The organism is Gilvimarinus japonicus (genome assembly GCF_042847215.1).
Taxonomy (GTDB): domain Bacteria; phylum Pseudomonadota; class Gammaproteobacteria; order Pseudomonadales; family Cellvibrionaceae; genus Gilvimarinus; species Gilvimarinus japonicus.
This window is the reverse complement of record NZ_AP031500.1, coordinates 1,213,942-1,226,084: the sequence shown is the minus strand read 5'-3', so window position 1 is coordinate 1,226,084 and position 12,143 is coordinate 1,213,942. Positions and strand designations below refer to the sequence as shown.

General features: G+C 52.5%; 11 protein-coding genes. 7 read left to right on the top strand and 4 right to left on the bottom strand.

Annotation, left to right across the window (positions count from 1 at the left end; all coding sequences use genetic code 11):
• Positions 1-76: 76 nt before the first annotated feature.
• Positions 77-925 carry a RimK family alpha-L-glutamate ligase gene (locus tag ACGHAD_RS05115; protein ID WP_382417380.1) on the bottom strand — a complete coding sequence of 283 codons (849 nt, stop codon included), beginning with the start codon at positions 923-925 and terminating at the stop codon, positions 77-79.
• A 194-nt stretch (positions 926-1,119) separates the two neighbouring features.
• Between ACGHAD_RS05115 and ACGHAD_RS05110 the strand changes: the two genes are divergently transcribed.
• On the top strand, positions 1,120-2,511 hold the full coding sequence (locus ACGHAD_RS05110; protein ID WP_339617478.1) for a YihY/virulence factor BrkB family protein: 1,392 nt from the start codon (positions 1,120-1,122) through the stop codon (positions 2,509-2,511).
• Here the strand turns inward: ACGHAD_RS05110 and ACGHAD_RS05105 are convergent.
• Complete coding sequence (locus ACGHAD_RS05105) at positions 2,486-3,829, bottom strand: alkaline phosphatase (RefSeq protein ID WP_382417299.1); 1,344 nt, start codon at positions 3,827-3,829, stop codon at positions 2,486-2,488. The two genes, ACGHAD_RS05110 and ACGHAD_RS05105, sit on opposite strands and share 26 nt — an antisense overlap.
• A 102-nt stretch (positions 3,830-3,931) precedes the next feature.
• Here ACGHAD_RS05105 and ACGHAD_RS05100 point away from each other — a divergent pair, with 102 nt between their 5' ends.
• The 6 genes from ACGHAD_RS05100 to ACGHAD_RS05075 all read left to right on the top strand — a co-directional run bounded on the left by ACGHAD_RS05100 (position 3,932) and on the right by ACGHAD_RS05075 (position 8,763).
• Complete coding sequence (locus ACGHAD_RS05100) at positions 3,932-4,660, top strand: DUF6445 family protein (protein ID WP_382417297.1); 729 nt, start codon at positions 3,932-3,934, stop codon at positions 4,658-4,660.
• Between the two features lie 120 nt (positions 4,661-4,780).
• Positions 4,781-5,047: a DUF4212 domain-containing protein gene (locus tag ACGHAD_RS05095; protein WP_339617475.1), complete on the top strand. Its 267-nt coding sequence runs from the start codon at positions 4,781-4,783 to the stop codon at positions 5,045-5,047.
• 3 nt (positions 5,048-5,050) lie between these two features.
• Positions 5,051-6,754 (top strand): sodium:solute symporter family protein, encoded by a 1,704-nt coding sequence (locus tag ACGHAD_RS05090; RefSeq protein ID WP_382417294.1) that lies wholly within the window; start codon positions 5,051-5,053, stop codon positions 6,752-6,754.
• Positions 6,755-6,872: 118 nt separating this feature from the next.
• Positions 6,873-7,031 carry a hypothetical protein gene (locus ACGHAD_RS05085; protein ID WP_339617473.1) on the top strand — a complete coding sequence of 53 codons (159 nt, stop codon included), beginning with the start codon at positions 6,873-6,875 and terminating at the stop codon, positions 7,029-7,031.
• A gap of 8 nt (positions 7,032-7,039) precedes the next feature.
• Complete coding sequence (locus ACGHAD_RS05080; protein WP_382417292.1) at positions 7,040-8,170, top strand: sensor histidine kinase; 1,131 nt, start codon at positions 7,040-7,042, stop codon at positions 8,168-8,170.
• Positions 8,167-8,763: a DNA-binding response regulator gene (locus ACGHAD_RS05075; RefSeq protein ID WP_382417290.1), complete on the top strand. Its 597-nt coding sequence runs from the start codon at positions 8,167-8,169 to the stop codon at positions 8,761-8,763. Before ACGHAD_RS05080 ends, ACGHAD_RS05075 begins: the two co-directional genes overlap by 4 nt.
• Before the next feature lie 16 nt (positions 8,764-8,779).
• Here the strand turns inward: ACGHAD_RS05075 and ACGHAD_RS05070 are convergent, their stop codons facing one another.
• Together ACGHAD_RS05070 and purU are read right to left on the bottom strand one after the other, a co-directional pair.
• Positions 8,780-10,921 carry a methyl-accepting chemotaxis protein gene (locus tag ACGHAD_RS05070; RefSeq protein WP_339617470.1) on the bottom strand — a complete coding sequence of 714 codons (2,142 nt, stop codon included), beginning with the start codon at positions 10,919-10,921 and terminating at the stop codon, positions 8,780-8,782.
• A 275-nt stretch (positions 10,922-11,196) separates the two neighbouring features.
• Entirely contained in the window at positions 11,197-12,057 is an 861-nt protein-coding gene (gene purU / locus ACGHAD_RS05065; protein WP_339617469.1) for a formyltetrahydrofolate deformylase, read from the bottom strand.
• Positions 12,058-12,143 lie beyond the last annotated feature (86 nt).

Here is a 12,143-nt window from a genome sequence, read left to right as displayed (position 1 = left end):
TCGACCGGGGCTTTTTTTATGGAGCATGATTGCGCGAGTGAACGCCGATTAGATACCACTCTCTTGGCGTTAGCCCCTAAAACGTACGCTCTAATCGCGGCATTTTACGCCGGCTGGGTGCGGCACCTTCGCCTACCCCCGAGGCATCATGATAAGGGTCATCCGGCTCAAGTCGCCCGTTTAAATACTCGGCAATTGCCTCTTGCAATGGTGCGGTGCCACCAGGCAATCCCTGATTGCCAAACAGTCGATTAAATTCCAGCAAATAAGGATGATCACCCACCATGGCCACATCAAAGCCGGCATGATCCACCCCCAGTGTGCTCGCAACACCTAACGCCAGCTCCACGGCCTGAAACGGCACCGGAGAGTGATCGACAATACCGCCGCGCGCGACATTATTGTAAAACCCTTGGTCGGCTTGTAACCGCCAATAAGCGGTTACCATTTTACCGCCGACAATAACCACGCGAATATCCCGCACGATAGGCAAATACTCTTGTACATAAAGAATATCGGTTAGCGCCCGGTAGCGTTCAAAGTCGGTGCGGTTATTTACCAGCCACACCCCCTCACCCATAGCCGCTTTAGGCAGCTTAACCACAAAGGGCAGCAGCATAGTATCCCACAGCCGGTCGGCCTCGCTGTCGGTGTTCGCAGCAATAAGCGTCCAGGGGGTGTTGTTTGGCGCTATCATTTGAAAGGCCCGGGTCATCTCGACCTTGTCGTGGCCAATTAAATAGCTCGACAAGCTGGGGAAAATGCGGCACCCCAAACCAAACACCAGCGCGTTAACTTGCCAATACTCAGGGAACAGTACCCAGCGGGCCTCTTGCAGCGCTTGCCGGTGCTGCAAATACTGTTCGGGCTTTAAAACGGTCACGCCGTTTAACCCCAAGGTGCGAAATACATTAAACGAGATCATGCTCACAAAACATACACCTGTAAAAAAAGCGGATAATCCGGTGTTTTTGCGTTTCAGGCAAGTAATTTCGTCGCTCGGCGTGCATTATTTGCCAGCAGTACCTGCCATTCGCTATGCTCAAGGGTGATACACCGAAAAACCAACGACGGAGCCAGCCGTTCGTCGCCCAGCCCGCAACAGTACGAGTAACCGCAATGAGCGAGAGTGACCACAAAACCCACCCCGAATCGATCGCAAAAAAAGTCGAGAACGGCCTGCGCACGCTCGACCGTTGGCTCTGGCAGGTGGAAACCGCGCACCGCTCTAAGTTGCATCAACGCTTTTGGCATTTGTCGCGGGTTATAGTCGCGGTTGTACGCGATCTCGTGCGCGGCGATATCACCCTGCACGCTATGAGCTTGGTATACACCACCTTGCTGTCACTGGTGCCTTTTTTGGCACTGAGCTTTTCGGTACTCAAAGGCTTTGGGGTGCATAATCAGCTCGAGCCCATTTTAGACCATATGTTGGCCGCGCCACTGGGTGAGCGAGGGCCCATTGTAGTCGAGAACATTTTAAGCTTTGTCGACAACATCAAAGTTGGGGTGTTGGGGTCGGTGGGGCTCGGGGTATTAATTTATACCGTCATATCCCTGATCCAAAAAATCGAACGCTCGTTTAACGAGATTTGGCGGGTTAGCGAAAGCCGCTCGCTGGCGCAGCGTTTTAGCAGCTACTTAAGTGTCATTATGATCGGCCCGCTGGTGGTGTTTTCGGCCATGGGCGCCACGGCTGCACTCATCAACAGCAGCACCATGCAACACCTTATTGAATTTGCGCCACTGGGTTGGCTTTACGGCTTTTTATCCAGCACGGTGCCTTACCTGGTTATTATTGGGTTGTTCACCTTCCTTTATACATTTATACCCAATACCCGCGTTAAATTAGCCCACGCTTTTTTAGGTGGTGTAGTGGCCGGGGTGATCTGGCAAACCACTATTTTTGGCTTTACGCTCTTTGTTTCGTCATCGACCAAATACACCGCTATTTACTCGGGGTTTGCGGTCGGTATTTTATTGCTTATCTGGCTCTACCTCGCCTGGCTGATTTTGCTGGTAGGCGCCGCCGTGGCATTTTATTCGCAACACGCGCAACAAATTACACGCTCACGGGTTAATCTGCCGTCGGCCCGCATTGACGAATTAACAGGCCTTGCCATTATGCACAAAGTGGCCTGCAATTTTGACCGCGATGAGGGCAGCACCTCAATCGCTAAAATGGAATCTAACTTGTCGGTGGGGCCACAAGAAATTCAACGCATGATTCACAAAATGCTGAAACACGACTTGGTGATGATCTCGGGCAGCGATGCCAATCGGCTGGTGCCGGCCCGGTCGCTTGATCATATTACCTTGCGCGAAGTGTTACAGGTTTTAAGGCGCCACGAGGGTGTCGTTCCCTCGTCACTACTCGGCAACAGTCCGGTTACAGCGCTAGAGGCTCGTATTGAATCGGGTTTATACGCTGAACTGGGCGAGCAAACGGTGGCCGATTGGATTCGAGCCACCGCAGAGCAGCCGCTTATTGCGCCGGATGCAGCCGAGTAAATAGCTTTTGCGCAATGGCGGTATTGTCTTGGTGTCCGGCAAATTGCTCGGCATTTACACCGGCGGCAAACACCGGCACATCGCCGCCGGTATGCCCACTGGTGGTCCAGCCCGTGACACTGGCGCGATCAATGGCCGATAATAATGTTGCACGCAGCTCAGTTTTGGCGGCGTTTTTCTCGGTCTCAGTGCTGGCGCGGCGCGAGGCCTTAACCTGCCGCGCAATCGTATTGTGTTGTTCGCTGGTAAGCGCAATACCGGTTAACTCAAGCCATGTTTGCTGCCAGTCACTACCAGCGTCTTTTAGTTGACGGGCTAATTCGTTAGCCGATGCTGTTACTCCGCGCACCACAGAGGCACGCCACTCATACTCGCCGTTGGCCCCCATGCTCAGCCCACCGGTGCTGTGATCGGCGGTCATCACCATCACTGTATCGCGGTGTCCGGCAACATAATTTCCCACCACTTTTAAAGTCTCTTCGGCATCGCGCATCTCGGCCATCGCACAGGCGATATCGTTGGCATGGCCACACCAGTCAATTTCACTGGCCTCAACCAGTAGAAAAAACGGTTTGTTCTTGGGCAACAAAGCCAGTGCTTTGGCAGTCATCACCGCTAACCGGTTGGCCGGTGGCTGATCTATCGCAAAGGGCAGCCCTTTAGGTGCCAACAGCGCCAAAGCCGGCGCTTTCTCGATACTATCAAGCGAGGCAAAGTCATCGGCGTAGTGATACCCCAGCGCGGTAAACCCGGCCACCAAATCGCGGTTGTCGCGCTTAAAATACTGCTCACCACCGCCGATCAGGACATCGACCCAAGGCTTGCCATCAATGCGATTATCCAGATACTGGTCGGCAATATCGTCATACTTTTGGCGACTGTCCACATGGGCGGCAAAGCTGGCCGGCGTCGCATGATTGATTTGGCTGGTCGAGACCATCCCCGTGCTGTAGCCGAGCTTTTTGGCCCGCTCCAGCAACGTCTCTACCGGCTGCTTATCCACATCCACAGCAATTGCACCATTATAGGTTTTAATGCCCGCCGACAGCGCCGTAGCCCCGGCCGCAGAGTCTGTCACCAACCCATGCTCATGGGGATGAGTCGCAGAGGTGCCGACAAAGTAACGATCGAACAGAGTATCTTCGAGCTCGTCAGTCGTGGGGTCATCGGCAAAATGGCGGTAGGCGGTGATGTACTCCATCCCCATGCCATCGCCAATCACGTAAATAACCGACTGCGGCACCGCCGGCTCGGTTGCCGCGGCACTACTAAGCTGCGCGATACACAATAAAGCCGTAGCGGCCAGTGCTTGTTTCATGTTCACTCCACATTCGCTTGAAAGAGGGCTCGGGGCAATTGCGCCCTTCCTTGATGGAACGTATAGTGCCAGATAATTACAAAAAAATAATGACAGTCGCCCATGTCCAGTATTTACACGCCACCACCTAATTTATCAGCCAACCCCTCGGCACACATCGAGTGTCGCCACATCGGCCGCGAACAACAGCCGGTGCTGGTTATTGATGATTTTTTGAACAACCCAGATTGGCTGGTAAAACGAGCGAGCGAAGCGCCGTTCAAACCAGATCCGGGGCTGTTTCCGGGCCACCGGACACCGGCACCCAGCGTGTATACCGATGCCTTAGAGCGTGCCCTACCGCCGCTACTGGCCAAGGTGTTTGACACCCGCCCGGGCGATATCACCCGGGTAGAGTCCAGCTATTCATTGGTAACCCAAACACCTGCATCACTCAAACCGCTGCAGCGCATTCCGCACTTTGACTCGCGCCACCCACGAGAGCTGGCCAGCATTTACTTTTTATGTAATCGGTTAAACGAGCAGTACGGTGGCACCGCCTTCTACCGCCATCGCAGCACCGGGTTTGAGTCGATAACCGAGGAGCGCTTTAAGCGCTATATGCAGGCCCTAGAGGCCGACGCCCAACAAGTAGGGCTGCCGGCGGCCGATTATATTTACTCTGATACCAAGGTTTTTGAAAAAATCGCAGAGATACCGGCGCGTTACAACCGCTTAGTACTCTACCCTTGTACCAGTTTACATTCCGGGGTGATCCGCCCCGGGTTTGATTTTTCACAAGAGCCAACCAACGCGCGACTGTCGATTAATAGCTTTTTAATCAGTCGTTAATGAGTTTAATTGTTTACGATTAATAATATCTAACCACGTGAACCTAACCTAAAAATTAAAATAATAGAGCCAAAGCAATAACATCAACGCTATACAATAAACACAAAAAGGAGTCCCCCTATGAGCTTTTCATCCAAAGAAGCCGCCCAAGCTTACTGGCGCGCTAACATCCGCTGGCTGTTAACACTGCTCGCAATTTGGTTTGCCGTCTCGTACGGCGCCGGCATTTTGTTTGTCGATCAACTCAACAACATTCGCCTAGGCGGCTTTAAACTCGGTTTTTGGTTTGCGCAGCAGGGGTCGATCTATACATTCGTATTACTGATTTTTGTCTACGTCCGCGTGATGAATCAGCTCGATAAAAAATTCGGCGTAGAGGAAGAATAAACCATGGATGTTCAAGTACTCACGTTTCTTATCGTCGGCATTACTTTCGCGCTTTACATTGGTATTGCCATTTGGGCCCGCGCCGCCAGTACCCAAGAGTTTTACGTGGCTGGCGGCCATGTGCCACCGCTGGCCAACGGCATGGCCACCGCGGCCGATTGGATGAGTGCCGCCTCATTTATCTCTATGGCGGGGCTCATCTCGTTTATCGGTTACGACGGCAGCGTTTACCTTATGGGCTGGACCGGCGGCTACGTTTTGCTGGCCTTGTGCCTAGCGCCCTACTTGCGCAAGTTTGGTAAATTTACGGTGCCAGACTTTATTGGCGACCGCTACTACTCGCAAACGGCGCGTACCGTTGCCGTCATTTGTGCCATTTTTGTCTCGTTTACTTATGTTGCAGGGCAAATGCGGGGCGTGGGAGTGGTGTTTTCACGTTTTCTAGAAGTCGACATCACCCTAGGGATTATCATCGGTATGGGTATTGTCTTTTTTTACGCCGTACTCGGCGGCATGAAAGGTATCACCTACACCCAAGTGGCGCAGTACTGCGTGTTGATTTTTGCCTTTATGGTGCCGGCAATCTTTTTAAGTTTAATGATGACCGGCTCTCCTATTCCGCAAATTGGCATGGGCTCCACCATGGCCGATGACCCTAGCGTATACTTACTCGACAAGCTCGATGGCTTAAGTGAATCGCTCGGGTTTAATGCCTACACCGAAGGTAAAAAATCCACCATCGATATGTTTTGCATTACCGCGGCTTTGATGGTCGGCACCGCTGGTTTACCCCACGTTATTGTGCGGTTTTTTACCGTCCCCAAAGTTCGCGACGCCCGTAAAAGCGCCGGCTGGGCGTTGATCTTTATCGCCATTTTATACACCACAGCTCCAGCCATCGCGGTCTTTGCCCGAGTCAACATGATTGACACCATTAATGGCCCCGAGGCCCAAGGGGTAGCCGCGACCGAAGCGCCCGGTTGGATAGACAGCTGGGAAGCCACAGGTTTAGTCACCTGGGAAGATAAAAACCAAGACGGCCGACTGTTTTACAGTGGCGATGAGCGCAACGAAATGACCATCGACCGCGATATTATGGTGTTGGCAACCCCAGAGATCGCCCGCTTACCCGCTTGGGTGATTGCCCTGATCGCCGCAGGTGGTTTAGCCGCCGCACTCTCCACGGCGGCCGGCCTGTTGTTGGTGATTTCGACGTCTGTATCTCACGACCTACTTAAGCGCAACCTAATGCCCAATATTAGTGAGAAACAAGAATTGCTGTTTGCCCGTATTGCCGCAGCGGTAGCTATTTGTGTCGCAGGTTACCTCGGCATACATCCACCAGGGTTTGTCGCCGAGGTGGTTGCCTTTGCCTTTGGTTTGGCGGCGGCAAGTTTCTTTCCAGCCATTATCATGGGCATTTTCTTTAAATCCATGAATCGCGAAGGCGCCATCGCCGGCATGATTTGCGGCTTGCTGTTTACCACGATTTACATTTTGGTATTTAAAGGCATTGTGATGGAACCTCTGCTGCCCAACACCCCCGAGTACTGGCTACTGGGAATATCACCCGAAGGCATTGGCACTGTCGGCATGGTCATTAACGTGATCGTGGCGATTTCGGTTTGGAAAGTAACACCTCCAGCACCGCCAGAGGTACAAAAACTCGTCGAATCGATTCGCTACCCGCAACAAATTAAAGCCTAAGCTTTTTCGCTAACATTAATGACAAATGTCACCCGCAATGGGTGACATTGCTCAATGGTTTAGCGCCTCGGGGCAAAGCACAATAACACCTGAATAATACTACTCAGGAGCTGCACCCATGCTTATTGCCCTATTCGACTATTTATCAACCACAGCGGCCTGTACCTATAGCTTGCTGTGCGAGGTGTCGCCTTGGCTGGAGCAATGGGCTAAAGTCACCTTGAGTGCCAATTTACTCATGCTGGCGCTCGCCGGCTACTTGTGCACCCAACATTGAGGCAAAGCATGAGCCACTCCCATCTAACAACAACGCAACCGCAAACAGCCGGTAGTATCCATTACTTTAAAAATGACCGACTCTATTATGTTTGGTTAATTTTTAGCGCTTATTATTTTATTCCTATTTTTGTGATTCCCCTTAGCGGGTGGGCGTTAGTGTTGGCCCTACTCGGTTACGGCGCTTTTGTCAGCACCTATATCGGCGTTCGATACTTACCGCAAAACCGCTGGTATCTTGCCATTATCGCGATGCTTAGTATCGCCACAGCTTGCTCTTTTATCACGCCAGGCGCGTCTAACTTTTTTATGTACAGCGGCTTTTTTCTCGGTGTCATGCTACCACTAGGTTATTTTATCGGTGCCGTGAGTTTAGTGTTACTTGGCACCTACTTTTTGGGCGAGGCGCTACACTATCCGTTCTTGTTTTTTAGCCTATACATTATGATTGGTGCACCTACCATAGGCATGATCGGCGTTATCGAGCGAATGCGAGTACAAAATGCCAAACGCGAGCAACATTCAACCGAGCAAATCCGCTCGCTGGCGCAATCGCTTGAGCGCGAGCGCATTGCCCGCGATTTACACGACGTTATAGGCCATACCCTGTCAACCATCGCATTAAAAGCCGAGCTGGCGCAAAAGCTACTGTTGCGTGAAAAATCCGAGCAAGCCGCTAACGAGTTAACGCAACTGCAAGCCATTACCCGCGACGGCTTACGTCAAGTGCGCGAAACCATTAGCGGTGTACACCGCACTAATCTAGCCGATGAACTCATCAACTTAGCGCTGCGTATGCGCGAACAGAACATACAATTTTTGCAAACCGGTGCCATCCCGGCACTTAATAAAAAAACCGACAGTGCCTTAGCGCTGATTCTGCGCGAGCTAACCACAAACTTGCTACGCCACAGCAATGCTGACCGGTGTGAACTAGCATTTAAAAATGACGATGATATGCACACTATGACCGTAAGCGACAACGGCACACTCGACGACCTAACCGAAGGCAACGGTTTAACCGGCATAAGACAGCGACTTCACTTACTCGGCGGCCAACTTAGCATTACGACCGTCAATGGCTTTTGCGTTAAAATCACGCTACCTAAAGACTCAGACAGTACAGGCCCCGCCTCATGAGGATTCTATTAGCCGAAGATCAAGCCATGTTGCGCGGCGCGCTTAGCGCACTACTAGAGCTGGAGCCGTCATTCAAAGTGACAACGGCAAGCGACGGGCTACAGGCCCAAGCGGCACTGCGTGAACACGCTTTTGATATATTGCTAACGGATATTGAGATGCCAGGGCTTAGTGGGCTGGAGTTAGTCGCATGGCTGCGCGCGCAACAAAACCCGCTGGCCAGCATTATTATTACCACGTTTAATCGCGCCGGTTTTATTCGCCGCGCACTGGAGTTAGACGTCGGTGGTTTTTTACTCAAAGACGCCCCTTCGGACCAATTGGTGGATGCGATCTACCGTGTTCAAAGAGGAGAGCGCGTTATCGCGAGCGAGTTAGCCCTACAGGCGCTGGGCGATAAAGATCCATTGACCGATAAAGAGCGCCGCGCCTTAAGGCTCGCTCACGAAGGGTTAAGCACTGCGCAGATAGCGCAAAAACTCTGTTTGTCAGACGGGACAGTACGCAATTATTTATCCGAGGCCATCAGCAAGCTAGGCGCAGGCAACCGGGTCGAGGCCGCGCGTATTGCGCGGCACAAGGGTTGGTTGTAGCGCTATAGTAACGCCCTTAACGCACCGAAACCTGAAACGAGTCCACCAATTGATGCAAGGTGACGGCGGTATTTTGTAAGCGGTCCGAGCTACCGCGCAACACTCGATACACTTGGTTCATCGCATCGCTGGAGCTCGCCACCTCGCGCACCCGGTCACCACTTTGACGGCTGGTTTGCTCGATATGCTGAATGGCGTCAAACATCTGTGCCACGATCTCATGCAGCTCGGCGTTATCGGTGGACGACTCTTCAGCTAAGCGCAAACCTCGGTCGACCTCCTCGACGCTGGACTCCATATAAATGGCCGCTTTTTGCGACTCGGATTGAATCGAAAGTATTTTTGCACTGATGTCTTCGGCCACTTGAGCGGTCCGACCGGCAAGCGAGCGCACCTCTTCGGCCACCACAGAAAACCCCCGGCCGTGTTCACCGGCACGAGCAGCCTCAATTGCCGCGTTGAGCGCTAGTAAGTTTGTTTGCTCGGTAATACCACCAATCATCGTCACCATACTGGCGATTTCCGAGGTTTGTGTATTGAGCCGGTGAATCGTCTCGGCGGAGCGTTCAACCACATCGCGAATCGACTGCGTCCCCGTTTGCACCTGTGCGAGTTGCTCGCGCGCTTGCGCGACCACCTCATCCATGGTGGCTTTCATTTGATTCGCGGTCACACTGGCGTTGCTGATCTCGCTGATTTGATCTTCCACCAACGCCAACATCTGCTCGACAGAGCTGGATACGGTTTGCGAGCTACTGCGCGCCTGCTCGTTGCGCGTCAGCATTTGGTCGCTGTTACTTTTTACATCGTTGGCGGCGCCGATCACCTCACCCACAATATTATCGAGATTATCAATAAAGCTATTGGTCCAGCGGCCTAAATCGCCGGTTTCGTCCGGTGCGAGTTTACGAGTGTCCAATCGCTGGCGTAAGTTTCCGCCGCCCTCCGCAATGGTATGAATCATCTCTGTCATTTTACCAATACGCCGCGCTAATCGGCGCGGCCCTCGCTGACGAAACACCAGAGCACTGGCCGCAAGCAAGCCTGCCGTTGCGACGTTGATTGCCCACAAAGGCAATTCGGTAACGCTGTGCAGCAGAGCATTACCACCAAACACCAGCAATACTGACAAGGCGTACTGACGCATCATGGTGTAGGTTACCGAGCGAAACCGATACACCTCTTCCAAATCGCCTTCACACATCATACCCCAGCGGTCGGGCGAGCCTTTTAACGAAAAGGTCACGCCTTTGCCAATCACGGGAATATGGCGGTAGTCCGAATAACCGGGATAAGTCACAAATAAATTACTGCCGTTTTTTATGGTCTCGCGCACGCCAGGGTGCAACTGACCGGTAGCCGGGTCGGTAAAGCGGATTTCAAACTCCGTATGCTCGCGCACCCCAACCACACCCCAGTGAGTGTTAATACCAGATTTGAGGTTTTCACCGTGAGAGAATGTGCTGTCCTCAAAGCGCGAGCGTGATAGCGCCGTACCCACTGCGATCGAGCGATCAAACCTAGGCTCAACCATAAACAAATAATTATCGCCGGACTCAGTAAAAATATGCCCCGCCTCTCGCTGAATTAAATCACTTAACACATCATTGGGGTAACGGGCGCACAAGCTGCCAGGATTACCGTCGGTCAAGGTTACCGGCAAATAAAACATCAACGTGACAGCGTCGTGAAACTTAGAGCTGGAGGGTCCGATTTTTTCGGTTAGCGCATCCACATAGGGCCCGTGTAAAAACGGCTCGGCCAAACCCGCCGCGACGGCCTTACTGTCTAAATCACGCGCGCTTTTACGACTGGCGTAAGTCGATTCAATCACTTGACCGGTAGAGTCGATCAAAAACAACTCGGAGCAATCTTTCATCCGCTGATGCTGCTTTGGTAGCAACGTCTCTTGCTGGACATCGTCTCCCGCCAAGCGCGCAGCCACGCTTTCTAGATGACGCCACTGTGATTCCACCCATTGGTGCATTAACCGAATACGGGTGTTGGCAATACTCTCGAAGGCTTGTTCCATCAGAGCATAACGGTTGCGGTTTACCCGGCACGACCAGCGTAAGGCAAACTTACCGTTAGCGCCAAACCAGTCTAACCAGTGGCGCTCAGGCCCAGACAATTGCATTTGCTGACTTTTTAAGCTCATGGCGGACTTCCTTTGCGGCAACCCCTTCTGTGAGGGCTGGGGTACGTAATCTGAATATTGATATTTGCAGATTTCAGGCCAACAAAGTCGCATTATTCAACACAGAGAAATCACGACCTCAGAGGCCTAACCACAAGTATGAGCGCACCAAAACAAAGCGACGCACCATTACGGAGCGCCGATTTAGGGCAAATCGTTAAAACAATGCTCGGGGTTAATACGACACTCGGGCGAGTGTCGTCGTAGTGTCAGCGGCCACAAGGCCGATGATGGATCTAGCGGGAAAACACCACGGTTTTACTGCCATTGAGCAGCACCCGGTGCTCGGCGTGCCAGCGCAATGCGCGGTTGAGGACCACAGCCTCGATATCACGGCCGATCTCGGCCATGCCCTCGGGCGAGTTAACGTGTGACACGCGCTCTACGGCCTGCTCGATAATCGGACCTTCATCCAAATCGGCGGTGACAAAGTGGGCCGTTGCGCCAATCAGTTTAACCCCGCGCTCGTAAGCTTGGTGGTACGGCTTGGCGCCTTTAAAGCCGGGTAAAAAGGAATGATGAATATTAATCGCCCGACCTTCAAGCTTGCGGCACAAGTCGTCGGACAAAATCTGCATATAGCGCGCGAGCACTAAACAATCCGCTTGGCGCTCTTGCATCAGCTGCCAAATAGCCGCCTCTTGTGCGGGTTTGGTTTCGGCGGTGATGGGTAAATGGTAAAAAGGCAAATCGTACCACTCGGTTAACGGCCGCATTACCTCATGGTTAGACACCACGCCGACAATATCGATAGGTAACGAGCCATTCTTCCAGCTGTTGAGCAAACTGTTAAGACAGTGCCCCCACTGAGACACCGCAATCAGTACCTTGGGTTTGCAAGCGGTATCGCTGATTTGCCAATCCATTTGATACTGCTCGGCAACCGGCGCAAACAATGCGTTGATATCGTCCATATTGACGCCATCTGGGCAATCAAACACCGTGCGCATAAAAAAGCGGCGGCAGTCGGTATCCTCAAACTGGGACGACTCGGTAATGTTGTAACCGCGCTCGGCAAATAAGCTGGCCACTCGCGCCACCAACCCTCGTTGATCCTGACAACTAAAAGTCAACACGATTTCTTGTACATTTGCCATAGCGTTTGCGCTCTCACTCCACTGCGGTTACCGGCCTGCCAATACGGGCCGCGCAAAGACTATCCTATCGCCCCAACGGACTCAAG

What these genes read in the sequence shown, in the direction of transcription:
- ACGHAD_RS05115 (WP_382417380.1), bottom strand. Translation starts at nt 925, where the DNA reads ATGATCTCGTTTAATGTATTTCGCACCTTGGGGTTAAACGGCGTGACC.
- ACGHAD_RS05110 (WP_339617478.1), top strand. Translation starts at nt 1,120, where the DNA reads ATGAGCGAGAGTGACCACAAAACCCACCCCGAATCGATCGCAAAAAAA.
- ACGHAD_RS05105 (WP_382417299.1), bottom strand. Translation starts at nt 3,829, where the DNA reads ATGAAACAAGCACTGGCCGCTACGGCTTTATTGTGTATCGCGCAGCTT.
- ACGHAD_RS05100 (WP_382417297.1), top strand. Translation starts at nt 3,932, where the DNA reads ATGTCCAGTATTTACACGCCACCACCTAATTTATCAGCCAACCCCTCG.
- ACGHAD_RS05095 (WP_339617475.1), top strand. Translation starts at nt 4,781, where the DNA reads ATGAGCTTTTCATCCAAAGAAGCCGCCCAAGCTTACTGGCGCGCTAAC.
- ACGHAD_RS05090 (WP_382417294.1), top strand. Translation starts at nt 5,051, where the DNA reads ATGGATGTTCAAGTACTCACGTTTCTTATCGTCGGCATTACTTTCGCG.
- ACGHAD_RS05085 (WP_339617473.1), top strand. Translation starts at nt 6,873, where the DNA reads ATGCTTATTGCCCTATTCGACTATTTATCAACCACAGCGGCCTGTACC.
- ACGHAD_RS05080 (WP_382417292.1), top strand. Translation starts at nt 7,040, where the DNA reads ATGAGCCACTCCCATCTAACAACAACGCAACCGCAAACAGCCGGTAGT.
- ACGHAD_RS05075 (WP_382417290.1), top strand. Translation starts at nt 8,167, where the DNA reads ATGAGGATTCTATTAGCCGAAGATCAAGCCATGTTGCGCGGCGCGCTT.
- ACGHAD_RS05070 (WP_339617470.1), bottom strand. Translation starts at nt 10,921, where the DNA reads ATGAGCTTAAAAAGTCAGCAAATGCAATTGTCTGGGCCTGAGCGCCAC.
- purU (WP_339617469.1), bottom strand. Translation starts at nt 12,057, where the DNA reads ATGGCAAATGTACAAGAAATCGTGTTGACTTTTAGTTGTCAGGATCAA.